This is a genomic window from Marinobacter fonticola (assembly GCF_008122265.1).
In the GTDB taxonomy this organism is placed as follows: Bacteria; Pseudomonadota; Gammaproteobacteria; order Pseudomonadales; family Oleiphilaceae; genus Marinobacter_A; species Marinobacter_A fonticola.
The window spans coordinates 126,814-152,212 of sequence record NZ_CP043042.1; the positions used below are offsets into that span (position 1 = coordinate 126,814).

At 60.3% G+C, this 25,399-nt stretch carries 22 protein-coding genes and 1 riboswitch; of the genes, 11 read left to right on the top strand and 11 right to left on the bottom strand.

Annotation, left to right across the window (positions count from 1 at the left end; all coding sequences use genetic code 11):
• The first annotated feature begins 46 nt into the window (after nt 1-46).
• The 3 genes from FXO11_RS00580 to FXO11_RS00590 all read left to right on the top strand — a co-directional run bounded on the left by FXO11_RS00580 (nt 47) and on the right by FXO11_RS00590 (nt 1,157).
• Complete coding sequence (locus FXO11_RS00580) at nt 47-262, top strand: hypothetical protein (protein WP_148861076.1); 216 nt, start codon at nt 47-49, stop codon at nt 260-262.
• Nucleotides 263-327: 65 nt separating this feature from the next.
• A complete protein-coding gene (locus tag FXO11_RS00585; protein WP_148861077.1) occupies nt 328-828 on the top strand; it encodes a shikimate kinase in 501 nt (166 codons plus the stop codon).
• Nucleotides 825-1,157 carry a hypothetical protein gene (locus tag FXO11_RS00590; protein ID WP_148861078.1) on the top strand — a complete coding sequence of 111 codons (333 nt, stop codon included), beginning with the start codon at nt 825-827 and terminating at the stop codon, nt 1,155-1,157. Before FXO11_RS00585 ends, FXO11_RS00590 begins: the two co-directional genes overlap by 4 nt.
• Nucleotides 1,158-1,169: 12 nt before the next feature.
• On the opposite strand, the gene FXO11_RS00595 is transcribed toward FXO11_RS00590, so the two are convergent.
• The 5 genes from FXO11_RS00595 to FXO11_RS00615 form a co-directional block, all read right to left on the bottom strand.
• Nucleotides 1,170-2,585, bottom strand: coding sequence for a sigma-54 interaction domain-containing protein (locus FXO11_RS00595; RefSeq protein WP_148861079.1), 1,416 nt, complete (start codon nt 2,583-2,585; stop codon nt 1,170-1,172).
• A 183-nt stretch (nt 2,586-2,768) separates the two neighbouring features.
• Nucleotides 2,769-3,920: a DcaP family trimeric outer membrane transporter gene (locus tag FXO11_RS00600; protein WP_148861080.1), complete on the bottom strand. Its 1,152-nt coding sequence runs from the start codon at nt 3,918-3,920 to the stop codon at nt 2,769-2,771.
• Between the two features lie 167 nt (nt 3,921-4,087).
• Nucleotides 4,088-6,244, bottom strand: a complete 2,157-nt coding sequence (locus tag FXO11_RS00605) for a 3-hydroxybutyrate oligomer hydrolase family protein (protein ID WP_148861081.1) — start codon at nt 6,242-6,244, stop codon at nt 4,088-4,090.
• Between the two features lie 81 nt (nt 6,245-6,325).
• Nucleotides 6,326-8,044: an extracellular catalytic domain type 1 short-chain-length polyhydroxyalkanoate depolymerase gene (locus FXO11_RS00610; RefSeq protein WP_148861082.1), complete on the bottom strand. Its 1,719-nt coding sequence runs from the start codon at nt 8,042-8,044 to the stop codon at nt 6,326-6,328.
• Between the two features lie 399 nt (nt 8,045-8,443).
• A complete protein-coding gene (locus FXO11_RS00615; protein WP_148861083.1) occupies nt 8,444-9,823 on the bottom strand; it encodes an SLC5/6 family protein in 1,380 nt (459 codons plus the stop codon).
• Nucleotides 9,813-9,942, bottom strand: a riboswitch (TPP riboswitch). (Overlaps the previous gene by 11 nt.)
• A 187-nt stretch (nt 9,943-10,129) precedes the next feature.
• Between FXO11_RS00615 and FXO11_RS00620 the strand changes: the two genes are divergently transcribed.
• Entirely contained in the window at nt 10,130-11,098 is a 969-nt protein-coding gene (locus FXO11_RS00620; protein WP_148861084.1) for an MBL fold metallo-hydrolase, read from the top strand.
• 104 nt (nt 11,099-11,202) lie between these two features.
• On the opposite strand, the gene FXO11_RS00625 is transcribed toward FXO11_RS00620, so the two are convergent.
• Nucleotides 11,203-12,699, bottom strand: a complete 1,497-nt coding sequence (locus FXO11_RS00625) for a flavin-containing monooxygenase (protein WP_148861085.1) — start codon at nt 12,697-12,699, stop codon at nt 11,203-11,205.
• Nucleotides 12,700-12,919: 220 nt separating this feature from the next.
• Here FXO11_RS00625 and rrtA point away from each other — a divergent pair, with 220 nt between their 5' ends.
• Together rrtA and FXO11_RS00635 are read left to right on the top strand one after the other, a co-directional pair.
• Complete coding sequence (gene rrtA, locus FXO11_RS00630; RefSeq protein ID WP_168203102.1) at nt 12,920-13,483, top strand: rhombosortase; 564 nt, start codon at nt 12,920-12,922, stop codon at nt 13,481-13,483.
• Nucleotides 13,484-13,742: 259 nt separating this feature from the next.
• A complete protein-coding gene (locus FXO11_RS00635) occupies nt 13,743-14,336 on the top strand; it encodes an exopolysaccharide biosynthesis protein (RefSeq protein WP_148861087.1) in 594 nt (197 codons plus the stop codon).
• Nucleotides 14,337-14,340: 4 nt separating this feature from the next.
• Here the strand turns inward: FXO11_RS00635 and FXO11_RS00640 are convergent, their stop codons facing one another.
• Together FXO11_RS00640 and FXO11_RS00645 are read right to left on the bottom strand one after the other, a co-directional pair.
• Nucleotides 14,341-15,399, bottom strand: a complete 1,059-nt coding sequence (locus tag FXO11_RS00640; protein ID WP_148861088.1) for an acyltransferase family protein — start codon at nt 15,397-15,399, stop codon at nt 14,341-14,343.
• A 222-nt stretch (nt 15,400-15,621) separates the two neighbouring features.
• Nucleotides 15,622-16,503 (bottom strand): DMT family transporter, encoded by an 882-nt coding sequence (locus tag FXO11_RS00645; protein WP_148861089.1) that lies wholly within the window; start codon nt 16,501-16,503, stop codon nt 15,622-15,624.
• Between the two features lie 243 nt (nt 16,504-16,746).
• Here FXO11_RS00645 and FXO11_RS00650 point away from each other — a divergent pair, with 243 nt between their 5' ends.
• Nucleotides 16,747-17,712 (top strand): LysR family transcriptional regulator, encoded by a 966-nt coding sequence (locus tag FXO11_RS00650; RefSeq protein WP_148861090.1) that lies wholly within the window; start codon nt 16,747-16,749, stop codon nt 17,710-17,712.
• 125 nt (nt 17,713-17,837) lie between these two features.
• Nucleotides 17,838-18,041 carry a DUF3185 family protein gene (locus FXO11_RS00655; protein ID WP_148861091.1) on the top strand — a complete coding sequence of 68 codons (204 nt, stop codon included), beginning with the start codon at nt 17,838-17,840 and terminating at the stop codon, nt 18,039-18,041.
• Between the two features lie 90 nt (nt 18,042-18,131).
• On the opposite strand, the gene FXO11_RS00660 is transcribed toward FXO11_RS00655, so the two are convergent.
• Nucleotides 18,132-18,623, bottom strand: coding sequence for an MOSC domain-containing protein (locus tag FXO11_RS00660; protein ID WP_202980264.1), 492 nt, complete (start codon nt 18,621-18,623; stop codon nt 18,132-18,134).
• A 201-nt stretch (nt 18,624-18,824) separates the two neighbouring features.
• Here FXO11_RS00660 and FXO11_RS00665 point away from each other — a divergent pair, with 201 nt between their 5' ends.
• The 3 genes from FXO11_RS00665 to FXO11_RS00675 all read left to right on the top strand — a co-directional run bounded on the left by FXO11_RS00665 (nt 18,825) and on the right by FXO11_RS00675 (nt 21,871).
• Entirely contained in the window at nt 18,825-20,000 is a 1,176-nt protein-coding gene (locus tag FXO11_RS00665) for a type III PLP-dependent enzyme (RefSeq protein WP_148861093.1), read from the top strand.
• Nucleotides 20,001-20,133: 133 nt separating this feature from the next.
• A complete protein-coding gene (locus FXO11_RS00670; RefSeq protein ID WP_148861094.1) occupies nt 20,134-21,060 on the top strand; it encodes a DUF4124 domain-containing protein in 927 nt (308 codons plus the stop codon).
• A gap of 37 nt (nt 21,061-21,097) precedes the next feature.
• Complete coding sequence (locus FXO11_RS00675; protein WP_148861095.1) at nt 21,098-21,871, top strand: TerC family protein; 774 nt, start codon at nt 21,098-21,100, stop codon at nt 21,869-21,871.
• A gap of 41 nt (nt 21,872-21,912) precedes the next feature.
• Here FXO11_RS00675 and FXO11_RS00680 read toward each other — a convergent pair whose 3' ends face one another.
• Both FXO11_RS00680 and FXO11_RS00685 read right to left on the bottom strand, forming a co-directional pair.
• Entirely contained in the window at nt 21,913-23,094 is a 1,182-nt protein-coding gene (locus FXO11_RS00680) for an MFS transporter (protein ID WP_148861096.1), read from the bottom strand.
• Between the two features lie 104 nt (nt 23,095-23,198).
• Complete coding sequence (locus FXO11_RS00685; RefSeq protein WP_148861097.1) at nt 23,199-25,274, bottom strand: TonB-dependent siderophore receptor; 2,076 nt, start codon at nt 25,272-25,274, stop codon at nt 23,199-23,201.
• Nucleotides 25,275-25,399: the final 125 nt, after the last annotated feature.

The window sequence follows — 25,399 nt, forward strand, 5'->3', positions numbered from 1 at the left end:
TACCGACAAACGCAGAACCGGGGATGGCAGCGGGAGGAGCGATGGCATGAAGGGATATGATATTCAACGGGTCATGGTGTTTGCCATGGCGCTGACACTCGTGGCCGGCTGCTCTTCTCGCGGTGTCTACGACTCGACTCAGCACCGGCGCCAGGCCGAGTGCCAGCAGATCGTCGATACCGAAGAATACTACGCCTGCATGGCCCGGGCGTCGCAGACATACGATGAATACAAGCGCAGCGTCGAACCGGTGTTGGACTGATGCCTGCAGGCGACGCACCGCTCCCCCTGGCGGCGTAGCCGGGCGTTGTGCGATACACTTTCCCCATGCGAACCAATCTGATCCTTATCGGTATGCCGGGTTCTGGAAAAAGCACCGTCGGCGTCTTGCTGGCCAAACAGGCGGCGATGGATTTTGTGGATACGGACCTGCTGATTCAGTCGGCGGAAGGCCGGACCCTGCAAGACATCGTCGACCATGATGGCTATGGCGCCCTGCGCGAAATCGAGGAGCGGGTGCTGTGCCGGGTTAACGAAAGCGGCAGCGTGATCTCCACCGGTGGCAGTGCAGTCTACAGCGAGAAGGCGATGGCCCATCTCAAACAGGACGGCATTGTCGTGTTCCTCAATGTCTCCCTCGCCACCGTTAAGCGGCGCATCGGCGACTACAGCCTGCGCGGTATCTCCAAACGGCCGGACCAGACGCTGGAGGAGCTGTTCGAGGAACGCCACGCGCTCTATAGCCGCTATGCCGATATCGTCGCCGATTGCGATGCTCTCACCCAGGACCAAGCCTGCCAGTTGGTGATGGAGCGGTTACCGGCATGAACCGGTTTGGGGTTACGGCCTTTCTCGTGGTGGTCCTGGTGCTTGGAGGGTGCCAGGCCAGTGGCGTCAGCGAACAGCAGCGTATCGGCGAAATGGTGCAGGCTGTCTACGCCGCGATAGCATCGCCCCAGGACCCGGCGTCACTGACAACCATCGCCCGCTACGGCACGGACACGCGCTATTACGTGATGATCCGCGGCTGGCTGGTGCAGGAACTGCGGGGTGTTGAGAGCCAGCTTGAGGCGAGCAAGGATCCCCAGTTGAAGGCGAAGTTCCGGCAGAAGGCGGATTTCCTGCGCACAGCCATCCGGCGGATCGATCTGGAGTAAATCGTGAGTGCACTAGACCTCGTATTTGGCCAATTTCTCATACAGCGCCGAACGCGAAATGCCCAGGATATCCGCCGCTCGCGAGCGATTGCCCCGGCTGGCGGCCAGGGCGGCATTGATGGCCTGAGCCTCGGCGTCCGCCATCACCTGCGCCAGCGGTCTCGGGGGCAGGGGCTCTTCCACATTGACCGGCCGGCGCACGCTACCGGGTAGCACCCGGAAGATGGCTTCGGCATCCAGCACGCCGGACTCGTCGCCCATGGTCAGCGCCCGCTCCAGGACATTGCGCAACTCGCGGATATTACCCGGCCAGTCGTAACCGCATAGAGCCGAAACTGCGGTATCGGTAATCTCGCCGCGTAATTTGAGACTGTTGCAGATGCTCTCCAGCAGCGCTTCGCACAACACGCCCATGTCCATAAGTCGATCCCGCAGCGGCGGGATGGGGATCTCCAGCACGTTCAACCGGTAATACAGATCGGAGCGGAAACTGCCGTCCGCCACCATGGCTTCGAGATTGCGGCTGGTGGCGGCAATCACCCGCACGTCCACGCTCTGCACCTTGTTTGAGCCTAGTGGCTCCACTTCTTTTTCCTGCAGGGCGCGCAACAATTTCGCCTGCAGCGGCAGGGGCATATCCCCCACCTCGTCGAGGAAGAGCGTGCCGCCGTCGGCAAGCTGGAACTTGCCGTCCCGGCTGCGGCGGTCGGCGCCGGTATAGGCGCCCGGGGCGACCCCGAAGAACTCCGCTTCCAACAGGTTTTCCGGCACCGCTGCCACGTTAACGCCGACGAACGGACGCTCTGTCCGTTCCGATATGGCGTGGATCGCCTGGGCCAGCACCTCCTTGCCAGTGCCGGTTTCGCCCAAAAGTAATACCGGCATGTCCCGGCCGGCAGCCAGCCGGGCACGGCGTTTGGCTTCCAGGGCCGCCGGACTGGCACCGACAAAATCCGCCAGGCTATAGCGGGTGCCCCGGGTACGTTTGGCGAGAGCCTTGCGCGCGGCGAGCAAATCCTGGTGTAGCCGCCGGTATTTGCTCACCAGCGGCGTTAACGGCTGCAGGTCGTCGTAGAGCACGAGGGCGATAGCGCCGTTGGCGGCTCCGGCCTCGTCGAACAGGGGCAAGCGGGTGACCACCAGCTGTTGCTTCCGGTATTCCATGATATCCAGCAGGATCGGCGTGCCCGTCTTCACCACCTCCGGCATGCGGGTCTCCGGAATGACGGCCTGAATCGGCTTGCCCACCACGCTGTCGGGTGAGCTGATGCCCAACAAGTTAAGGTAGCTGGCGTTGATCCAGGTCACCCGGGACTGGCGGTCCACGGCAATAGCGCCGGCGCTGGCCTGCTCGAACATGGGAAACAGCGCGGGGATCAACTCCCGGGTGAATCCGGTCTTGGGCGGATAGTCGAAGGGTTGTTTCATGGCGATTCGGCCTAACGACCGACCTTTGTTGTTGTTCTGCGGTTCTGATAGCGCTTACCCGCCGGGCGAACGTTATTGAAGTATAGGGTGTTGCCCCAGGCCGGCCAACTTCTCTGTTATCGGCCAAAAAAGGCCCCGGCATAGCCGGGGCAAAAGAAGAAAGACAGAGGTTTGCTTCTGACGTTAGAAGCTGTACTGCGCCATGCCTTGAATGCGCACGGCATCGCCGTCGTCACCGGAAACGGTCTCGCGGCTATGCAGGCCGGCCTCGATACCGTAGGTGACGCCGCCAATCGGCGACCAGATGTAATTGGCGTAGATGCTGGAGAACTGCTCATTCTGGCTGGAGAGGTCCATGCCCGCATCTTCGGCATCGTCCCAATCCGCCTGCGCCAGGCCATAGCCCAGGTTGAAGCTGCCCGGTCCCATGTCGGCGCTGAGGCCCAGGGTGCCGCCGTAGGCGGTGACGGCTTCCACATCGCCGGAAGCCGAATCGTAGTAGGCCGGTGCGCCCGGGTTGCCGTACAGATAGCCACCGATACCGTCACCGTAGACCATCGAGCCCTGGATGCTCAGGCCCTCGGACAGGGCGATTTTGGCGGACAGGCCCGCGCCGTAGCCGAAGGTACTCTCCTCATCGTCGTTGCCGGCATTGTAGATGCTGAGTTGGCGTGCGACGCCGGAGACTGCAAGGCTGACCGCGCCCGCTGTCATCTTGTACTGCGCGGTCAGGTCCGGCAGGTTGTTTTCGATGGTGGCATCCGGTGCCGGGTTGCCGGCAATCGGCAGCAGCGCGGCGGAACCGCCCAGGGTACCCGGATCTTCCAGCGCGACGGATAGCCCGCCGGTGGTGTAGCGCAGCTGGGTCTGGCGTGCGATAACGGTCTGGCCGACCTGGCCGAGGAAGTCGATGGTTGGGGTGGTGCCCAGGAAGTTACCGAAGTTACTCCAGGTCTGGCCGGCCAGGAGGCCGTTCCATTCACCGTAGGCATGACGCAGACGGAAACTGCCGCCGCCGTTGCCGTAGAAGTCCCCTTCGATCACGGTCTTGACCTCACCCATTGCCGTATCGGTGGCGGTTTTTACGCCCAGCCGGCTTTGAATGGCCTGTAGGTTGGTGTGGCCATCCGGGCCGTCGGCGCCGTCCAGGCGGATCTTGCTGTGGGTGACCAGCGGGCCCAAATCTGCATCGACGTCGTAGATAAAGTCGAGCTTGCCGTAACCGTAGAGTTGAGCTTTGGTGTCGGCGACGTTGAGTTCAAGAGCACTCGCACTGCTAGCGACAGCTAGCGCCAGGGCGGAAATAGAGCCGCGGAAGAGCTTGTTGTTATACATCAATGAGTTCCTTTGTGTTAGCAGTCGTTTTTATGGGCCTGATGGACTTTGTTCAGGCAAGCCGGGAGCGCCCGCCGACGCTCAAGCAGCGGTAAGTAACGTCGCAAAGCGACAGAATGGATGCGGCGGCACCCCGGACCCTGGCGGGACCGGAAATCGGTTATGGCCTAGTCGGGAATGCGCACCTGGTTCTCCTCGAACAGGATGCGATCCGCAGCGGCCGGTTCGGCCTGGATCGGCGGCACGTTGGCTTCGGTCAGAGCCGGCGCGCCGGTCCCTCTTGGCGTGGTGCGCACCACCTGGCTCGCCGGCAGCGGATCGCCGTTCTTGAGGTGGGCATAGACCAGATCCAGCGCCTGGAAGTAGTAGCGGTGCAGCGGCACGTAGAGCGCATCAAAGCCCGGGAAAGCATTGAACGCGTCCAGGTGGTGAGCGTTGAGCACTTCGTAGTAGCGCAGGCTGCTGTCGCTGCCCTCCACGGTCTGGTTCAGGCCGAAGTAGGGCCGTGAGGTGTGGTTAATGGGCAGGATGGCGTCAGCCCGGCCGGTGACGAAGACCGTCGGCTTACCCTGCAGGTTGCCGTTAGCGCGGATGGTTTCGATGCCGCTGGCGATGGCTTTAGCTTGCTCGGCCTGTTCGCTGGGCAGCACGCCGCCGTTCACCGCGTCCGTACCCTGGGCGAGGCCGCGCAGGCAAAGCAGCGCATCCAGACCGTGATCCTGCACGCCGCTGCTGGGCGAGGTGCTCAGTTTCAGGCTGGTTGGAACGCCGGTGGCGCCGTCGTACACCTGATTGATACCGCCGGTGGGCGGAATGCCGTTGCTGGTGGAGAACAAGACTTCCTCGGCCGCTTCCGCCAAGGGTGTCACGGCGCCGGTGGAGCCGTCGGTCGCCGCCAGGCTGAGCTCACAGAGCCGGTCTTCGACGCCGAACCGGCCGTAGGCGTTGGCGTAGGTCATGGAGATGCTTTGGGCGACGGATGCCCCGAAGTGACTGGGCGCCACCAGGTTCTGTTCGGGCTGAACGCCGAAGTCTTCTTCCAGAATGCGCTGGGCGTCGGCGGCCCGGGCATCCACATCGGCGCCGGTAATCAGGCCCTTGTTGAACAGCACGGTACAGATATTCTCATCCACCGCGAGGTCGTTAAGCACCGCGTTGAATGGCGCGGTGTCCTTGACGCCCGGCGCCAGGTTGGCGCAGCCCTGGTAAACCCCGATGGCGGTGGTGTAGTCCAGCAGGCTGCGGCTGTGATCGGTGATCACCGGGCCACTGCCCTGGCGAATAGTGAAGCGGGTGTCCACGGTCGGATTGACGTTGGGCTCGGACACGGCAACGCCATCGATCAGGCCCTTCTCGTCCTGCTCTGCGGCACGGACGGAAGCACCACCGCCGTTGGACACCGAGGAAGCGATGACCAGCGTGTTGTCCGGCGTGACCGTGACCAGACGTTCGCCTTCGTCAGTCTCTTCGCCGAAGCGCTCGTTGAGGATGTAGAAACCGAATTCGATCGACTTGAGTACGTACTGGCCCCAATCGGCCTCCGGGTTGGTCTTGGAGTGCGCGTGCTTGAAGGCGAAGCGGTCCGGCCAGTGGGTATTGAAGGTGGCCCGTTCGCCGGCCTCCAGATCCGCTTCGAACTGGACATCGGCGCTGTCGTCAGTGGTCAGGCGCCCGTGGATATCCTGGGCGGCGCCGGTTTCCATATTGAATGACCCGGTGCCGGATCCCTTGTCGGTGTAAACCACGGCGCAGCCTTTGTTCAGACCCCATTCCCCGGCGGTGCCGATGGCGCCATAGATGCCGCGGGACCCGGACGAAGGCGCAGTCACCATACAGGATGAGGCTGGATCGTAGCTGTCCGGAATCTGCACCATAACGGTGACCGGGACTTCGGTGTCATCGTCGATGCGGATATAGGCCAGATACTCGTCGCCCGGAATCTTGCCCTCGGCGCCGTCAGCCCCCACTTGCGGGCCGAACAGGTTGCCGTAACCGCCGCCGGCGCTGGTATCCACCAGAGCGCGGTAGTTGTTGTAGATGGCCAAGGTGCGCAGTTCTTCCGCCGTGGGATTGAGCGTATCCGCAGGCGCTGGTGCGGTGCCGCTGGCCAGGCCGCTGGCGCCGAGGCCCGCCGTTAGCAGGTCGTTGCTGGCGCCATCGTAACGGGCATGCTGCACATCGCCGCTGACGGAAGCGGGACGCTCGTTGGTAACCCCGTCGGGACCGTCAGGGCTGTCATCGTCATCGTCGTTGCAGGCGGTGAGTCCCAGGGATAGCGAACCGATCAATGTGCAGAGCAGCAGTTTTCGGTAAGTCCGGTGCATGAGGCGTTTCCTCGATATTGTTGTTGTTAAACCCGCATCCGGCACAACGCCGGATGCGGGGAAGTCGTTTGTTTTTTGGGGTTAGGGGCACTGGCCTGCGTGGAAGACGCCGGGGCTGGATTCACGGACCCAGGCATAGCTGCCGGAGATCTGGCCCAGGGCATCGTCGCCACCCACGGTGTAGTAACCCATCTGGTAGTAGGCGCGACTGGCGGAGTCATGTTGCAGGTTGGTGCCGTACCAGTCCTGGCAGGTGTGGCCGTCGCCGCCATCGCCACCATCGCCACCCCCACCACCTGCGCGGCAGGCTTCCGGTTCGGCGGCATACCAGGTGCCGGGCTCGCCCTGATGCAGGGTAACCGAGGACCAGGTATCGAACGATCCGCCGATGTCCTGGCGGTCCGTCAGCGACAGCGCCCGTAGGTCGGAGTTGCCGCCGGCAACGGCGCGGTTGGCCGAAATGTGGGCGTTGGGCGAAGCCGTCGCGGTCTCGCAGGTAACGTCCGGTGCGCTGGGGTCGAAGACCGTGACCGTGCGGGTCCGGTTAACGCTGTTGCCGTCGGAGTCCGTCGCCTTGTAGGTACAGGTGTAATCGCCCTCGGTGCTGGTATCCACGCTTGAGCAATCGGCGTCGACGCTCAATGAGCCGTCTTCCGGATCGGTGGCTGTGGCGCCGGGATCGGTAAAGCTGTTGCCCAGTTCAACTTCCAGCGGGTTGTCGCCCTGTAGGGTCAGAGAAGGAGAGCCATCGCTACCGCCGGAACCGTTACGGGTATGACGATTGAAAAAGTCCCAGATAATGTCCGGATAGCTGGGGCCGGCACGAACGGCCCAGGCGCCCTCGCTACCATCCTCGCCGCCGACCCAGTAGTGGCCGTGGTTGGTGTCGGTGCTGTTGGCGGTGTTGAGTGGGCCGTCGTAGAACACGGTCTCGACGATGGACCGGCCGTTGCCGGTGCCATAGCGGGTATGCATGCAGCTGTAGTTATTCTGGTAGTACGGGCTGCACGCGGCCTGGCTTTGCTGGGCTTCCGCCGGTGAGTCGTGAGCGGCGTCGCCGAAGACCCGCAGATGGGCATCGCGGATGTTACGGCCGGCGGGCTGCACGACGGTACAGTCGTTATTGTTCTGCAACACCATCATCGGAATGGGGTAGGTGTCGTCCAGTTCCGCTTCCATATCGTTGGCCACCTGACTCACGCTGTGGAAGGTGGCGTTGCCCGGGCATTGCCCGGACAGCGATACCGAAGCGGCGTCTTCACCGTAGGGCAAGCCCGAGGCGGAGGCAGCAGCGGCCCAGTACTCGTTATGAGCAACGGCGGCGACGACGGTCATAGCGCCACCGGAGGACAGGCCGGTGATGTAGCGGCGGTTCGGGTCCACGCTGTACTCGGACTCGACGGTCTGGGCAACGCGCACCAGATCTTCCGGCTCACCGGAGCCTTCATGCTGATGCTGGTCGAACCAGAAACCCCAGCAATTCTGGTTGCGTAGTCCGTCGTAGCTGGTAATGAAGGGCGTCACCAGGATGAAGCCATACTGATCGGCAGCGGCTTGCAGGCCCCATTCGTTTAGCGTGTTGGCCTGGGTCTGACTACAGCCGTGCAGGGCCATCACCATGGGGGCTGGCGTGGTGAGGTTGTCTGGAATATAGACCTGATATTGGCGGTCCCGGGATGCGGCATGAGTGCCTGCCGGAAGCGTGTCGGACGTCACGGTGCCCGCCTGAACGGGCGTTACGGCGGTGACAAGGGAAATGGCGGCCGTCGCGGCGACCGCGAGTAAACCTCGGATCGTCATAGCATTCTCCTTCCTGTCTTGTTTTTGTAGGAATGGGGCCCGGGGCAAAACCCGCGGCAGGAAGGCTTATGCTTATGTTGTGCCAAGTATAAAAAGGTAATTAATACAGCTATTTAGAAATTTCACTGGGAGGCGGGTCAAAAAGTATCCGGAAATCCGGACAGCGCTGCCGCGCCGGTTTGCGGCTCAAGGGCTGGTTTGGCGTGAGATTTGGCGGGGATTGAGAGTGTCCGGTGTTTTAGACAGTGTATTGTATTCCGGACACATGAGCGTCAGGCGGTGAACGTGTGTAGACGAAAACTAAAGAGCCTTTGCTCAAAGCTATCGGCGATTCCTGCGCCCAGGGCCGAGTCCCCAAGGCTTGCAGAATCGCCAATAGACTTATTTTTAATAATAGACTTAACGAGACGGTCCGTAACGACTTGGTCGTACAAGGCCGACCGCGATGCTCACCGCAGCCGACGCCACGAGTGCCCCCACAAACGGCGCCAGTGTCGGCACCCCACCGGGGAAGCTGGCCACCTGTAGTCCCATTACGAAGCTACCCGTTTCGACCCAGCCCGGCAGCACCGCGCCCATCAGGCCGGCAGCAGCGCCGCAGATCGCGGCTTCGCGGGACATTCGCGTCCAAAGGCCCATCAATACGGGAATCACCGCCGTTGCACAAAGCAGGTCGGCGACCAGGAACAGCCGGAGTACCGAATAACCCTGTAATGCGATAACCACGACCGGCACCATCAGGCCCACGGTAATCCAGCGCGCCGCACTCAGGGAAAGCCCGGCCTTTTCCGTCACCGCTAACGACGCGAGGCCGTTCTGCAGCGTGTCGACGGACGAAGCCACCAACGTCAGCGCGAGGACGAGAGCGACCAGTGCCAGCCAATCCGGCGCTTGGCTGAGCAGTGCGAAGAAGGGGATCGGCGGCGAGCCAAGATCGGTACCGCTCATGGCGGCGGTAATGCCCAGGCCGCCGACAAGGGCTACCACCGCAATGGTGATTACGCCGCCGAGTACGGCGCCCTGGCCCAGGGCGGTGCCATCCCGGGCAGCCCAGACCCGTTGCCAGTAACCCTGGTGAAACAAGTTGGCGGCGGTGACGGCGAGAACCAGCGTCAGCGCGACGGCCAGCGCGCTGCCCACCGGAATCGAGGGCATTGGCGAACGTTCCACCTGACTGGGCAGTCCCGGTAAGGCGACGGCGCCGACGACGAGAATGAGCGCAACCAATAGCAAGGCTTGCCAGCGGTCAGTTACCAGGCTGGCCCGTAGCCCGCCCCAGGCGGTATAGACCAGCGTGGCAACAGCGACGCCAAGAACCGCCACGTTGCCGTCGAGATCGGTTAGCAGACCGGTGATGGCACCCACCGCCGTAAGTTCCGCGGTCAGAAAGCAGAGCATATAAAGCACGGAAATCAGCGATACCCAGCGCCGCATCCCGGTGCCATAGCAGGTTTGGGCAAACTCCCCGATGCTGCGGCCCTCGGGGAGATGACGGCGTATCGCCGGGCCGCAGAAGGCAAACACGATGAATGGCAGGGCGGCACCGAGCGCGTAACCCGCCAAGCCGATGGGCCCGACCATGGCGCCGACTTCAGGCGGTGCGAACAGGATCCAGCCGCCCATGCCGGATGCAAGAAAGGAGAGTCCCAGGGCCCGGGCACCCTGGGAGTTACGGGCGGTGACATAGTCGTCGAGGCCGCCGTCGGCCACGCGGGCGCGCACGCCCAGCCAGGTAAATACAAGCAATGCAGCCGCCACGGCCGCTACGGTATAGAACATGTCGCGCTTCCTCCGCCGGTGCTAACCGGATCAGGTTCCAGGGTTTCATCGAGTGACTGTAAAAACAGCGGCGCTCGATACCTTCTCAGTCCGATTTACGGACTCCCCTGGCGACGAATTGATGGAATTGGTGATTAGATCAGGACGGTCCATACTGACACAGATCCGGCTTTGTCGCGACTGATGTCCATTCGCGTATGATCGGTCTGATTGACGATGGCGTATCCGAAGCGGATGAACGACGGACTTTGCGGACAACGAATGACGTAGCGGATAAAAGGACATTCAGGCAGGGAGACTCAAACCATGATTTCATTCAGACAACGCGTGACCGCCGCCGCGCTGCTTATGCTCGGAAGCACACTCGCGATGGCCGCGGAAAACGTGCGTGTGACGCCACTGGGAAGCCAGGATGGCGAGTTCTGCGCGATGGACCGGGCCTTGGTCTTCGAGGACCCGAACGGCACCCGCATCCTCTACGATGCCGGTCGAACCGTGGCCGGGCCGGACGATCCGCGGTTGGGAGACATCGACATCGTTCTGGTCAGCCATGTTCACGGTGACCATATCGGCGATCGCCATATTGCCAAACCCAATGCCGGGACTTGCGCCAAACCGGAGGCTTCGGTAACGGCAACGCCATTGTCGAGCAGCGTGAAAATTGCCATGGCCAAGGATGCCAAAATCGTCACGGGCAGCGAGATGCCCAGCTTCTTCGCGGGCAAGCTCAGAGCCGCCGACGGCAACCCGGAGAATTCCGTACTGGCCCGGTTTGGGGCGATGGTGAATGTCGGCGGGGTGGGGATCACGACAGTCCCGGCGGTGCATAGCAATGGCCTGGCGCCGGACTATATCGGCGGCGAGCTGGGCGACAATATGAAAACCGCCGGGATCACCGCGTATGTCGGGCCACCGACCGGCTACGTCCTCAAGTTCAGCAACGGGCTGGTGGTCTATCTCTCGGGCGATACCGGTATTACCGCCGAGCAGGACGTGGTGGTGCGGCGCCACTATGGCGCCAAACTGGCGGTGATGAATATCGGCGATACATACACCACAGGGCCCACAGAGGCGGCCTACGTCATCAACGACCTGGTCCAGCCCACCAGTGTGATTGCTTCCCATGCCAACGAGCCGGCCACCGAGGGCGGCAAGGTGCGCGAAGGAACCCGTACGGCGTCGTTTATCGAAGCCACCGAGGTGCCGGTGCATGTGCCGCTGAGCGGACGAACGCTATCGTTCAACGCCTCGGGGAAGTGCGTTGAAGGATGCTGACACCGCTGGCATTGTCTCGGACCAAAGCGTGGGCCCCGGATAATAAAAAAGCCGGGACAGCCCTGATCCCGGCTTTAGAGCCATTTGTGGAAAGACGGGCCGATTTAGCGCCGCTGTTCGGCCAGCGCAATCGTGTCCGGCACCGGCGTTCTCCTGGAAAACGCTAGCGCCGAATCGTCGACGCTGCCGTAGCGCAGATTCATCAGGTCCAGCAGGTAGTTTTGGTAGAGCTTCCAGGGCTTGCGGTCGCCCTGCTTGGGCAGGCGGTCCAGGGCCCGCAGCACGTATCCGGAGTTGAGGTCGATAAACGGCTCCACCTCGACGTCGTCGCCTACGTGTGGCGTGCAGGCATCGTAACCCTGGCGGTCCATGTGGTTGAGAATGCGGCACACGTACTCGCTGGTAAGATCCGCCTTTAGCGTCCAGGAGGCGTTGGTGTAGCCCACCACCAGCGCCAGGTTGGGCACGTTGCTGAGCATCATGCCCTTGTAGCTCATGGTGTCGCCGAGTGCGACTTCCTGGTTGTCCACCGTGACTTCGGCGCCGCCCAATGCAACCAGGTTGAGGCCGGTGGCGGAAACGACGATGTCTGCCTCCAGCTCCTCGCCGGATTTCAGTCGGAGGCCTTTTTCGGTGAAAGTGTCGATGTGGTCGGTGACCACCTTGGCCGCGCCCTTGCGCAACGCACGGAACAGGTCGCCGTTGGGGACCAGGCAGAGGCGCTGATCCCACGGATCGTAGCTGGGATTGAAGTGGGTATCGATGTCGAAATGTCGCCCCAACTGGCTGCGCAGGTGCTGCCGGAGCAGTCGCCGCATCAGCTTGGGATAGCGCTTGCAGGCCTGGAAGAAGAGTGTCTGCAAGCCCACATTCTTCCAGCGGGTGAGCGGGTATGCAGCCTTGGCCGGCAGCAGGCGGTTGAGGGTCCGGGCGATAACATCCACATCCGGCAAGGAGACGATCCAGGTGGGCGAACGCTGCAGCATGGTGACCTGGGCCGCTGACTCGGCCATGGCCGGTACCAGAGTGACCGCCGTGGCGCCGCTGCCGATGACCAGGACCCGTTTGCCGGCATAATCCAGGCCTTCGGGCCAGTGTTGGGGATGGATCAGACGGCCCTTATAGGTTTCGACGCCCGGAAAGTCCGGCATGTAGCCCTCGTCATAACGGTAGTAGCCGGAACAGTTGATGATGAAGTGACAGGTATAGCGAACGTTTCTGCCAGTCTTCTGATTCTTGGCGGTAACGGTCCAGGTGGCATCGGCGCTGGACCAGTCATAGTGGGTGACCCAATGGTTGTAGCGAATCTGCTGGTCGATGCCGTAGTCTGCAGCGGTGCTCTTCACATAGCGGAGGATGGACGGGCCGTCCGCCAAAGACTTGTCTTCTCGCCAGGGACGGAAGCTGTAGCCTAGGGTGTACATATCCGAGTCGGAACGGATGCCCGGGTAACGGAAGATATCCCAGGTGCCGCCGATGGCATCGCGGCCCTCGAGGATGGCATAGGTCTTGTCCGGGCAGTAAGTCTGGATGTGGTAAGCCGAGCCAATACCGGATAGCCCGGCCCCCACGATCAGGACGTCGAAATGCTGGTTTGCCATAGCGCTACCTCGCTGGGCGGTGTCTGTTGTTATATCGCCAATGGGTTTCGTAATTTGTTGCTGCGTATAAAGCAGTCGCTTTAGTTTTTTATTTCAACCCGAGGCCAACGCGCAGTGCAAGTTTTATCGGGCCAGGATCACGTAAATAGCTCGGGTTCACCGACCGGGGACGCCAGGATGCGCTAGGCTGTTGCGAATGCTCTATGCGGAGTCGGAACTCTTGAGTCTGTCAAAACGCTATCTCGGACTGGCGGTCAGCCTGCTCCTGTTATATCTGCTGCCGGCGGAATGGCTGGAGCTACAGCGGTGGGCGGTCATTGATGGCGGTGAAGTCTGGCGCCTGGTCTCGGCGCATTGGAGCCATGTCGGACTGGTCCATCTCGCTCTCAATGGGCTGGGCGTACTGGTGTTGGCCGCTCTCTTTCCGCCGCGGGAATCCTGGCGCGTCTGGCTGGCCTGCGTGATTGTCCTGGCGCTGGCAGTCTCGCTCGCCTTGCTGGCAACGTTGCCGGCGCTGGCCTGGTATCGGGGGTTTTCCGGCTGCCTCTACGGCCTGTTCATCTATGAGGCCATTCGCCAGCTCAGAAGCCAGCCCTGGACAGCGGCGGCCGTGCTGGTTCTAGTGGTGGGTAAACTGGTGATCGACGGGCTGGGCCTTGGCAGCACCAGAACGTCGGCGCTGATTGGCGCGCCGGTGATCGATACCGCTCATGTTGCCGGCGCCCTCACCGGCGCCGCCCTGGCCCTGACCCGAGCCCTCACCGGCCGATTGGAGAGCAACTGAACATCGGGCGGGCTACAACTAATCTTAAACAACATGACCTGTCGCTTCAGTGAGCGGTTTCTCAAAGCCGGTGGTTATCGGTCGGGTTTCGGTGATTGATATCGCCGCGCCGGGTACCCATTGCAAGCCTATGTTATTGCCGAGCGTTGGCTGACGGGCCTCAAATGGCGGATATAAAGAACGTGGTTTTATTGCGATAATTGGGCGTTTGGCTGGGGAACTCAGTGGTTAATGATATTTCAGCGGGGGATTTTGGGGTATGGATTTAGCCGGGGACCTGCGCAATCTGGAACAGCTTATTGATCGCATCGACCTTGCCGCATCCCAGCATAGCAAGGTCAGGCTGGAGGACATTCTGTACGAGATCGGCTATCGCTCGTTTGGCCCTATTGTTCTGCTGGCTGGGCTGATCACGCTGGCGCCGCTGATCGGCGACATTCCCGGCGTGCCGACGCTAATGGCCGTGCTGGTGTTGCTCACCGCCGGGCAGATGCTGTTCCGGCGCGAACACATCTGGATGCCTCGCTGGATCGTCGGTCGCACCTTGCCCAGCGGCAAACTGCGTAAGGGATTGGCGTGGTGCCGTAAACCGGCACAAAAGATTGACCGGGTGATCAAGCCGCGCCTGACGCAACTGGTCAATGGACCCGGTTTGAGCGTATTGGCGGTTGGCTCGGTGGTGGTGGCGCTGGCCATGCCGGCGATGGAAATCGTGCCCTTCAGCGCCAACGGCGGCGGTCTGGCGCTGGTGATGTTCGGGCTGGCAATGATCTCCCGCGACGGGGTACTGGCCCTGTTTGCCGTTGTCGTTACCGGCGGCACGCTGGCCTTTATCCTCAACAGCCTGCTGTAGGCGCTCAGGAGCGGGAAACCACCTGTTCCGGCTCGGCTTCGTTGGGGCGCCGCTCCAGTACCTCGCGGCGGCGGTCGCGGAACCAGCGTAGTGCCGGTTTTTCCACCCAGCGGTGAATGCCATAGGCCAGGATAAACGCGGTTAAAACGGCCAGCGCCACGCCGGCCTGGCCGGGTAAACCCGCTTCGTAGCTCAAATTGATGATGCCGTAGCCGATGTTCTGGTGAACCAGGTAAAGCGCATAGGACAGGCTGCCCAGCCACAGCAAGACCCGGTTGGCCAGAAAGTTGAGGTAGCCGCACACCGCCAGGATGAACACGCCGTAGCAACCCGCCACAAACAAATTGAACGGTGCTTTGTAAGCAATCAGGCAATGCAGCATCGAGAGCGTTAGTAGGCAGCGGTCGGCCACCGGCGGACGGCCGTAACGGTGCCACTGGAAGAGCAGCATGCCGCTGATAAACAGGGGCGCATATTTGACGAACAAAAGCTCCTTAACCAGAAATTCGTAGGTTTCGGGAATCTGCTTCCAGTAAATAACGCCGATGTAGCTGCCCACCACCCAGAGCCAGAATACACCGTGCAATCGACGACCGGCACCGAGGCTGTAAAACAGAATGGCCATCCAAACGTAGAAGGTGGCTTCGACAACCAAGCTCCAGTAGGCGCCGTCCACCGGGCTAAAACCCAGATACTCGTGTAGAAGGGTGAAATTCCACAAGGTGCCGGTCAGCCCCACTGCACGGTCTGCAGGACCGAGCAAATAAACCGACAGGCTGGTCAATAGAATACCCACCCAGAGGGCAGGCAGCAGCCGAAACGCCCGTGCTAGTCCGAACCAGCCCGCGCCCGGCGTGCGCTCCAGGGTCATGAAGATGACGAAGCCACTCAGGATATAGAACAGGTGCACGCCGTAGCGGCCGAAGTCGAAGAAACTCCAAGGCGTAAAACCGTGGCCATAGAGTTCGTGGTAATACGGGATGTAGTGAAACAGCACGACGCTCACCGCCGCGATTCCGCGTAGGGCATCCAATGCCTGAAGACGCTGGGTGTTCTCGGCCATGTAAGGGGTCCGTCCGATGAAAGCCAATAGCGGTTCAAAACGGGCAGAGGTTCAAAACCGCGGTTCTTTACAACCGGGCGTGTTTTGGAACCAAGCGTGCTTTAAAACCAGCAGTAGTTAAAAACAAACAGTTTATGCCGGATTAGCAGTCTCGCGGAGGCCTTTTCACTACCATCTGATTGCGCCTGCCTTACCATTTAGACAGGCGCAGGGCCTGAAACATCAGCCCGCCTCCCCGACCAGCGCGGCCCGCTTGCGGCTCACGCGGTGCTGGCGCAGGCCGATCAGGATCAATGGCACGACGATCATGCTACTGCCCAGCAAAAACCACAAGTCAGGGGTTTCCCCGAACCAGAACCAACCCAGCACCACCGCCCAGATCAGCCCAGTGTACTCTGCGGAGGTCACTTGGCTGGCCTCTACCTGGCGGTAGGCCAACAGCACCGTCACGTTGTAGCCGAGGATGAACACGGATGAGCCAATGGCATTGAACAGGATCGATGCGTCCCAGGCCGCTCCCTCCCACAGCATGAGCGCGGTGGCGGCTGGCAGCACCAGCAGGTAGCTGAGGAACAGCTTATGCACCATCGACTGCCCGCTGGGAAGTTTGCGCACCATCAACGCATTGACCGCCAGCGATGCCGCCACCACCAAAGCGCTCAGGGCCATCCAATTCACCTCCACCGGGCGCAGGATTACCACAATGCCAATAAAGCCGCTGATCACCGCAAATAGGCTGCGGCCATCCAACCGTTCGCGCAGAAAGACCACCGACAACACCATGACCAGCACGGGTGCAGCGTAGAAAATGGCGTTGGCGGTGGCCAGCGGCAACGCGCCCAGGGCCATAACCATAGCGACGATGCCGATCAGGTGAATGTGCGCGCGCACGGTATGAATGCCGAGCCCTTCGAACACATGGCTGCCGTTGATCTGACGCCACAAAGGCACAAGTAGCAGCAAGGTGATGACACAGCGCAGGAACACGAACTGGAACACCGGCGTATCCGGGCCCAGCAGCTTGATGAAGACATCGGAAACCAAGGCCATTGCATTGCCGATAATCAGCAACAGAATGGCGCTGTTAACGGTGCGTCCGGACATGACTTTCTCCTGCGTGGGAATGGAACCCGGTTAACGAAGAGTCCAGTCTAGTGCGCTGCTTTTATCCTGTTTAATGATATTTGAAAACGCTACATTAGTTATTTAGATAATAGGCGGACAGAGTAGGAAAGCGGCTAGCGAGATAGATGCTAGAGGGTCGATGGATAAGCGCTAGATAGTCGATAGATAGGCGTACCGGTTTAGAGGCTAGATAGAAGCACCCTAAATAGGAGTACCGGAACGATGAAATTGCCACCCCTGCGGGCCTTACCGGTTTTCGAGGCCGTTGCCCGGCTCAACAGTTTTTCCCGGGCGGCGGAGGAGTTGAACATCAGTCAGAGTGCGGTCAGCCACCAGGTCAAGGCACTGGAAGCGTATCTGGGCGAAGCGCTGTTCCAGCGCAATGGCCGCTATCTGGTATTGACCGAGGAAGGCCGGACCTACCACGACAACATCAGCTCTGCGCTACTGCAGATCGAGCGGGCCACGGAAGCGGTATTGGGTGAAGCCACCTCGCGCCTGCGGCTGGCGGTGTTCAGCTCCTTCGCCGTGCGCTGGCTGATTCCGCGGCTCCCCAGTTTGCAGCGGGCCCATTCCCAGCTGGACCTGGTGCTGGAGATGACCGGTGAATCGCCTCAGCTGTCCGATCGAGTGGCGGACTGCTTCATTACCATCCACAGGAACAGCCAGGCCTTTACCTACGACCTGCTCTACCGGGAGCGTCTGTTTCCCATCTGCAGCCGGCAATACTGGCGCACGATATGTGAACAACTGGGTCTGCCCGAGGACAGCGTCGAAGATGAACGCCTGTCGCTGACGCCCGAGCAGGTGGCCTGCTTTCCGTTGCTGTCGACGTACAGCATTTACGACCGCGAGTCCGGCGACTGGGACGCCTGGTTTGGCGTAGCGGAGCAACCGTTGCCCGCCAAGACCCGTATCCAGCATTTCAGCCACATGCTGATGGCGCTGGAAGCGGCGCGCTTTCATCAGGGGATCGCCCTGACCAACGACTACATGCTCAGCGACGAGGCCGACGCCCAGGCCTTCGTGCGGCTGCCCTGTCATTCCCTGATCACTGGCGACCGCTTTTACTTCGCCCACAAGACCAGTCGCCGTAACGAACAGGGCATTCGCATGGTCCGGCGCTGGCTGATCGAACAGGCGATTGCCAGCGGTTTGCGTATCCGAAGTGAGGCGGATCCGGCCTGAACCGGGTCATCTTGCAGCGGACTATTTTTCTTCCCGGGTCAATATGTCGCCTTTCCCTTCCAATTTGTGGGAGCGACGTGTAGTTTTTGAGTCAAATGTTAAACGCCGTCAAAGGAGGTTTTTGCTTGACCACAACAAGAATAATCGGATTGGTCGTCCTCGTGATCGGTGTGCTTCTGTTGTACTTCGGCTGGCAGTCGACGCAGAGCGTGGGTGAGCAACTTTCGGAGACCCTGACCGGACGTTTCTCCGATGAAACCATGTGGTATCTGATTGGTGGCGCTGCGGCAGCGATCGGGGGCGCTTTTATGGTGTTCTGCAGGAATTGATCGTGCTCAGTCCGTCGCTCTGCATCTCCTTGGTGCGAGCGCCCTTTGCTGGCAGAGATAGAGCGGTGTCCTTGCCGTTTTCGGATCCGGTCAGGACGCTATAACCGACACTGTATCGCCCTCCCGAATCGTTCCACCGGCGACCACCTTCGCCGTAATGCCGCCGTGACCGCGGATAGCGTTATACCCACCCGGGCCAAAAATGGCTTCCATCTTGGAACAGGGATGGCAGAGCCCGGTCATCTCCAATACCACGTTGCCGATCCTGAATTGCCGGTTTTTCAGCGCCAGCAGGTTAAGACCGCTGACCATCAGGTTGCGGCGTAGCAGTTCCGGCGGAACATCCGGCAGGTGCAGCAGAGACGCCATCGCGGGCAGATGTTCGGCCTGGATCAGAGTGACCTGGCGTTTGCTCTCCGGCCGGCCTTTGAAGCGATCGCCCTCCAGGCCAAGGCCAATTTCCGCTATCGCCGAGTCTACTCGAACCATGGGTTCGCCCCGTGCTGGCCGAAGGCCGATCCAGACCAAACGGCCCAGTTGGGGTAACGTCTGTATCAAATCTTTCAGGGTGGGTGAAGTCATTGTCAAAAAAACGGCTCCAAGCCGAGGCGCTGGGTGGGGGGTTGCTGGAAAAGTTCATGCCAGGCGCAGTGTGTGTGCTTATGGGTGAATATGCTCATTTCCCGCTTTTCCAATTGCCTCTACATTCGCGCGCACATCGGTACAGGATTGTTTCTGTGCCCCTTTAAGGCGTCTCTCTCAGTGGAGGACATTCAGACGTCCATGAACGAACACCAGTCCATTCAAGTTACCGACTACTATGACGCGGCGACATTCAGTCGCATTAAGGCGCTTGCTGATACCAAGGAAACCCCGTTCCTGGTCGTGGATACAGCGACCATTGGCCGTCACTACAACGAGCTGGTGGATAACTTCCCTTACGCCAAGGTCTACTACGCCGTGAAGGCCAATCCGGCCCCGGAAGTGCTGACGTTGCTGCGGGACAAGGGCTCCAACTTCGATATCGCGTCGATCTACGAGCTGGACAAGGTCATGGCGCTGGATGTGTCTGCCGATCGCATCAGCTACGGTAACACCATCAAGAAAGCCAAGGACATCCGCTACTTCTACGAGCGCGGTGTGCGCCTGTTCGCTACCGACTCCGAAGCCGACCTGCGCAATATCGCCAAGGCAGCCCCGGGCTCGAAGATCTACGTGCGCATCCTGACCGAAGGCACTCAGACCGCTGACTGGCCGCTATCCCGCAAGTTCGGTTGCCATACCGACATGGCGATGGATCTGCTGATCCTGGCCCGTGACCTTGGGCTGGTGCCCTACGGCGTGTCGTTCCACGTCGGTTCACAGCAGCGCGAAATCGGCGCCTGGGACGCGGCGCTGGGCAACGTCAAGGTGATCTTCGACCGCCTGCGCGAAGAAGACGGCATCGAACTGAAGATGATCAACATGGGCGGCGGCTTCCCGGCCAACTACATGACCCGCACCAACGAGCTGGGCACCTACGCGGAAGAAATCGAGCGCTTTATTCGCGAAGACTTCGGCGACGAATTCCCGGAGATCATTATCGAGCCGGGCCGTTCGCTGATCGCCAACGCCGGCATCTTGGTCAGTGAGGTGGTACTGATTTCCCGCAAGTCACGCACTGGCCTGCACCGCTGGGTGTTCACCGACGTGGGCAAGTTCTCGGGCCTGATCGAGACCCTGGACGAGTCCATCAAGTTCCCGATCTACACCGAAAAAACCGGTGAGTGCGAGGACGTGGTGATCGCCGGCCCGACCTGCGACAGCGCCGATATCATGTACGAGCACTACAAGTACGGCCTGCCGTTGAACCTGGCCATGGGCGACCGCCTCTACTGGCTGACCACCGGTGCTTACACGACCACCTACAGCGCGGTGTGCTTTAACGGCTTCCCTCCGCTGCAGGACTACTACATCTAAGCGCCGCAAAAATGGCCAGCAGGATCGTCCGGTCCTGCTGGCCGCCTGCCCGCACACCGATTAAACTCTTTGCCTTCTGGCTGGCGCATCATTCTGCCTCCCCAGTGTTTTTGCAGGGATAGACCGCAAGTCCATGGCGAGATGTTCGTTTTTCGTGCTTTTGCTGCTGCCGTTCATGCTGCATGCAGAGATTTACCGCTACACCGACGAGAACGGTGTGGTGCACTTCGGTGATCGCAAGGTCCAGGGCCGGCAGCAGGAAGAGGTCCGTATCCGTAGCGGCGGTTCCGACTGGCAGCGCTACCAGATTGATATCGTGACCGCTGACGGCGTGGTGCTGACCGAGGCCGAGCGCGAGCGCATCGAGGCGGACGTGAATCATGTCTATCGGTTCTTCGACGATATCCTCTATTTCGACCTGTTCCGTACGGTGCCGGTCAACATCCTGATCCTGCCGGACGCGGCCAGCTACCGCAGCTACCTGCGTCAATATATTGAAGGGGCGGTGCCGCCCTCCTACGGGATTTTTCTCGGCGCCACTCACCAGATCGTGGTCTACATCCGCGACGAGGATCGGGACGCCACGTTCCGCACCATTAGCCACGAGACCGGCCATGCGGTTCTTGCCTCGCTGACGCGCTATATGCCCGCCTGGCTCAACGAGGGGTTGGCGGAGCAGATGGAGATGCTGGAGCGCCAGGGCGATCATCTGACGATCCGGGTGCACCCGGATAACACCGAGGTGGTTGAATACCTGCGGGAGAGACAGTTGCTGCCGAAGGTGGCGGATTTTCTCTCGATGCAGAGCCGGGACTGGCGTAACCATTACATCGACCGGGGCTATTCCTTGCAGGCCCAGACCGGCGAGTTTGTCTACTTCCTGCTGTCGACACCGACCGGGCGCAGCTTCCTCACCCGGCTGGTTCACCAGTACAAGCGCGGCGACCGCACGCTGGCCGCTTACCTGGTGGATCAACATTATGTTGGCGGCATGCGCGTCATGCAGGACAATTGGGCGCTCTGGCTGCAGGGACGACGGACGGATTCGGTAAGCTTTTGATCACACAAACGGAATATCCCCAACGAGGATGGACACCATGATTGAATGGTTTACCTGGATTCACGACCCCCAGGCCTGGATTGCACTGGCGACGCTGGCGCTGCTGGAAATCGTGCTGGGCATCGACAACATCATTTTCATCTCCATCCTGGTCGGGCGCCTGCCCGAGCACCAGCGCAACCGGGCCCGGGTGATTGGCCTGGGCCTGGCGATGGTATCCCGTATCCTGTTGCTGCTTTCCCTGGCCTGGGTGATGACCCTGACCAGTCCGCTGTTCACCGTGCTGGCGCAGGAAATTTCCGGCCGTGACCTGATCCTGATCGTCGGTGGCCTGTTCCTGTTGGGCAAGAGCGTGCATGAGATCCACAACAGCCTAGAGGGCGAGGAAGAACACGTAGGCGCCAAGGCGATGGCGAGCTTCGGCGCAATTCTGGCCCAGATCGCGGTTATCGATATCGTGTTCAGTCTCGACTCGGTGATCACAGCGGTGGGTATGGCGGATCATGTGGCTGTGATGGTCATCGCCGTGGTCATTGCGGTTGCTGTGATGATGCTGGCAGCCAAGCCCATTGGCGAGTTCGTGGACGACCATCCCACCATCAAGATGCTGGCATTGAGTTTCCTGATCCTGGTGGGCGTGGCCTTGCTGGGCGAAGGCTTCGACCAGCACATTCCGAAAGGCTACATCTACTTCGCCATGGCCTTCTCCTTCGCTGTGGAGATCCTCAACCTGCGCATGCGCAAGAAGGCCCAGGACAAGGTGCGCTTGCATCGCCCGATTGTAGAAGACGGCAAGCACACCGAGCATTGATCCGCAGGCACGTTCAGCGGGTCGCTTTTGCCTGGGTAAGGCTAGGAGGACCGCGTTCGAAGATCCAACGTAAAAGCCAGCGGCAATACCAGCACAGCGTAGACGATCAGGGTGATCAGCGCGTGATTGGGATTACCCGTGCTATCGGCAATCAGCCCGCCGAGCATGGGCACGGCGAACGCCAGGGTGTAGCCGATGGTGAAGTTCCCGGCCGCCAGCCGTCCGGTGTCTTCGCTACGGCTGACCAGTGGCGGCAAGGCGACCAGCAGTATCAACAGCCAGGCCGCCGTCAGACTCATCAGGAAGGCGAAAACAATACTCAGCAACCCGGTGGTGGCCAGAAATAGACCAAGCGTGACGGCGGCGAGTGCCAGCATGATCACGATCAACGAGCGCCGCCCCACCCAGTAGCGGGACGTCTTGAGCATGATCAGCGAGGCGGCGACCTGGGCCAGGTTGAACCAGAACAGGGCCCGGTCCAGGGTTTCGAGCGCACCGCGCTGCTCCAGGACATTGGCCATATAGGCGTTGGTGCCGAAGAACAGGGCGCTGGAGGCACCCAGCAGCAAACCCAGTTTCCAGGTCAATGGATTGCGCCAGTCCGGCACCCAGGCTGGGCGTTCAGACGTGATCTTACGCCGGCTTTTAGGCAAGAAAAGCAGGCCTGCCACCAGCAATCCGGGCAGCGACCAGGCCAGCAGGGTCAGGCGCCAGCTGTCATCGGTCAGCGGCATCAACACCGGCAGGGTCACCCCGGCCCCGATAAACTCGCCCATCAGCATCCCGTTCATGTACACCGAGGAGCCCAGAGCCAGATGGGCCGGTTTGAGCCAGACCGTTAACAGGGCCGGTAATGCAGGCTGCATGATGGCGATGCCAAGACCCATAACGGCGCTGGCGGCCAGCAGCGTAAAGGCGTCAGGCGCCAGGCCGCGCAGACTCGAGCCAACGGCAACGACGATCAGAGCCAAGGCCAGCGCGGTACGGGCGCCCAGCCGGGAAATTGCCAGCGAACCAGGCATAGCGCCGATAGCCAGCATCAGCACTGGAACGGTGGTCAGGGCGCCGGTTAAAGCCTGTGATAGGGCCAGCTCATCGGCAATAAACGGCGCCAGCGGCGGCGCCACCAGCACGGGAATCCGTAGATAGAGCCCGGCCAGCCAGAGCAGGACGAGTACCGGAAGGGCTTCGCGGAGGGTAAATTGGGAGGTGTTCTGGGCCATGAAAAACGGGGTTACCAAGGGTTAGACTGGATAAAAAGGGTATCCAGTCTGCCTTAACAACCCCATTGGGGGAACCTCCTGTGTTGGAAGGTTCAGGCCAGATTTTACCAGCGGTAGCTGACGCTGCCCACGACGCTACGAGCTTCGCCGTAGTAGCACCAGTAGTCGCAACTGGCTACGTACTCGCGATCAGCTAGATTGTGGACGTTGATTTGAGCTCGCCAACGACTGGCGAAATCATATCGGGCCATCAGGTCGAGGACGGTATAGGACGGCACTTCCACGTTATAGGCTTCGTCTTTGGTTTCCCCGACATATCGGGCGCCGCCACCTATCAGTAGGCCCGGTACTGTATCGTTAAACGCATAGTCGACCCAGGCAGAGGCCATATGGCGGGGAATTAACGGAGCCTGCACCTCGCCTGCGTCTGTGGCCGTATTTTCGGTTACCGAGTCGCTGTACGTGTACGCTCCGGTTAATTGCAGGTTATCGGTCACGTAGGCAACGCCCTCAACTTCGAACCCGTCCGTATCGCGCTTTCCTGCTTGGGATTGGATACCGCCGGTGGTCACCAGCGTATTGTCTTCCTCGATGCGATATACCGCAGCGGTCACGTAACCGTCGAGGTAATCCGGGGCAAACTTTACGCCAGCCTCCAACTGCTTTCCTTCGCGGGGATCGTAGAGGCTTCCGTCGCTTTCAGTGCCAGCGAGAGGCTGGAAGGATTCGGCGTAACTCAGATAGGGTGAAAGTCCGTTTGGAGCCAGATACATCACGCCGCCAGATAGGGAAATTTCATCATCATCAGCGCGTTCGGTTGTGCCAGCGGTGCGATTGACGTTGTCCGTCTCTGCTTTATCGTAGCGGACACCGCCTAGAAGCACCCAGCGATCATTGATTCGAAGCTGATCCTGAATATACAGGCCAGTCTGTTGCTTGGTTATCTCGCGATTGATGATGTCGCTTTCCGTGACCGGTGTGAAGTTGCCGTATTGCGGATCAAACAGGTCGATGGTGCCGAAGCTGTATAAGTTGGCTTCGTCGCCCTTGTTTTCCAGGTCTTGATAGTCGATCCCGAGCAACAACGTATTCTCGAGGTTCTCGGTGAACCACTTACCGATCAGTCGATTATCGATGGTCCATGACTCGATTTCACCCTCGCGATAGGTTAAGCCCTGAGTGCCGGTCCTGACCGCAGGGTCTGCGTCTTTGAAAAGGATGTAGCTGCTCCGCAAGAGTAGATCTAGATGGCTGTATCGCAGGTTTTGCTCGAATGTCCAGGTATCGCTGAAGCGATGCGACAGTTCATAGCCGATAGACGCCTGCTCACGCTCGTTGGTGTCGTAGTCGGGCTGGCTGTAGTTGGTTGATGGATCCACCTTGCCGTAAGGTGTGTTGTTAGCCGTTCCATAAGGCAGTTTAAAGCCATTGTAAGGAACGGCATCATCCTTTTGGAAGCTGGTCAGAAGTGTGAGTTGCGTGTCTTCGGAAATATCCCATTCAACGCTGGGCGCGATGAAATAGCGTTCGTTCTCGGTTTTTTCGATATCGCCTTCGCCATAACTATGCAGGCCAACAATACGATAACGAACATCGTCACGACCTTCTACAGGGCCTGATGTATCGAAGGCAAGTTGCCGATGTTCATCGGTACCCGCTTGAATGTTCAACTCACCCTGTGCGGTTTCTGTCGGGCGTTTGCTGATAGCGTTGATCACGCCGCCGGGAGGCGCCTCACCGTAGAGAATCGATGCCGGTCCCTTCAGCAACTCGACTCTTTCAATGCCGTACATTTCAGGCAACCATTGGTAGAAACCTTCCCGGTAGATCCGTAATCCATCCTGGTAAGTCGACTGGTCGTAACCTCGAACCTTGAACCAATCCGTATCGTTGTCGCCGCCGTAGTGACCGGAAAGCACGCCCGCCCGATACCTGAAGGTTTCATCCAGCGACTGAACGTTCCGCTCTTCCAACTCCTCACGTTCAACGACGGAGGCCGGGCGTGGCGTTTCCACCAGCGGCGCTTCGACTTTCAGCGCGGTGTCGGTTACCACGAGTGCGTTCAGGGTGGTGGTGTCGTCTTGGGCCAGTGTCAAGGGGGCAATGCCAAACAGGGCCAATGGCAACGTATTCCGTACGGCGCGTGTCAGCCGACGGACAGGGAGGGAGTGCAAGGGCATTGAATATAACCTCAATCGTGCGGACGGGACATTTGAACTGCGGCCATCGAGAGTCAGGGCGACCGGTGGCGCTTAGCGGTAAATGATATTGAGTGCCGTTAACTAACGCAAATAATTCTCAACTA

Excerpts from the sequence above, each read along its gene's own strand:
- FXO11_RS00585 (WP_148861077.1), top strand. The coding sequence starts at position 328 with ATGCGAACCAATCTGATCCTTATCGGTATGCCGGGTTCTGGAAAAAGC.
- FXO11_RS00615 (WP_148861083.1), bottom strand. The coding sequence starts at position 9,823 with ATGTTCTATACCGTAGCGGCCGTGGCGGCTGCATTGCTTGTATTTACC.
- FXO11_RS00635 (WP_148861087.1), top strand. The coding sequence starts at position 13,743 with ATGGATTTAGCCGGGGACCTGCGCAATCTGGAACAGCTTATTGATCGC.
- FXO11_RS00590 (WP_148861078.1), top strand. The coding sequence starts at position 825 with ATGAACCGGTTTGGGGTTACGGCCTTTCTCGTGGTGGTCCTGGTGCTT.
- FXO11_RS00640 (WP_148861088.1), bottom strand. The coding sequence starts at position 15,399 with ATGGCCGAGAACACCCAGCGTCTTCAGGCATTGGATGCCCTACGCGGA.
- FXO11_RS00660 (WP_202980264.1), bottom strand. The coding sequence starts at position 18,623 with ATGACTTCACCCACCCTGAAAGATTTGATACAGACGTTACCCCAACTG.
- FXO11_RS00670 (WP_148861094.1), top strand. The coding sequence starts at position 20,134 with ATGGCGAGATGTTCGTTTTTCGTGCTTTTGCTGCTGCCGTTCATGCTG.
- FXO11_RS00595 (WP_148861079.1), bottom strand. The coding sequence starts at position 2,585 with ATGAAACAACCCTTCGACTATCCGCCCAAGACCGGATTCACCCGGGAG.
- FXO11_RS00605 (WP_148861081.1), bottom strand. The coding sequence starts at position 6,244 with ATGCACCGGACTTACCGAAAACTGCTGCTCTGCACATTGATCGGTTCG.
- FXO11_RS00620 (WP_148861084.1), top strand. The coding sequence starts at position 10,130 with ATGATTTCATTCAGACAACGCGTGACCGCCGCCGCGCTGCTTATGCTC.
- FXO11_RS00680 (WP_148861096.1), bottom strand. The coding sequence starts at position 23,094 with ATGGCCCAGAACACCTCCCAATTTACCCTCCGCGAAGCCCTTCCGGTA.
- FXO11_RS00610 (WP_148861082.1), bottom strand. The coding sequence starts at position 8,044 with ATGACGATCCGAGGTTTACTCGCGGTCGCCGCGACGGCCGCCATTTCC.
- FXO11_RS00580 (WP_148861076.1), top strand. The coding sequence starts at position 47 with ATGAAGGGATATGATATTCAACGGGTCATGGTGTTTGCCATGGCGCTG.
- FXO11_RS00665 (WP_148861093.1), top strand. The coding sequence starts at position 18,825 with ATGAACGAACACCAGTCCATTCAAGTTACCGACTACTATGACGCGGCG.
- FXO11_RS00645 (WP_148861089.1), bottom strand. The coding sequence starts at position 16,503 with ATGTCCGGACGCACCGTTAACAGCGCCATTCTGTTGCTGATTATCGGC.
- FXO11_RS00675 (WP_148861095.1), top strand. The coding sequence starts at position 21,098 with ATGATTGAATGGTTTACCTGGATTCACGACCCCCAGGCCTGGATTGCA.
- FXO11_RS00600 (WP_148861080.1), bottom strand. The coding sequence starts at position 3,920 with ATGTATAACAACAAGCTCTTCCGCGGCTCTATTTCCGCCCTGGCGCTA.
- FXO11_RS00685 (WP_148861097.1), bottom strand. The coding sequence starts at position 25,274 with ATGCCCTTGCACTCCCTCCCTGTCCGTCGGCTGACACGCGCCGTACGG.
- FXO11_RS00625 (WP_148861085.1), bottom strand. The coding sequence starts at position 12,699 with ATGGCAAACCAGCATTTCGACGTCCTGATCGTGGGGGCCGGGCTATCC.
- FXO11_RS00650 (WP_148861090.1), top strand. The coding sequence starts at position 16,747 with ATGAAATTGCCACCCCTGCGGGCCTTACCGGTTTTCGAGGCCGTTGCC.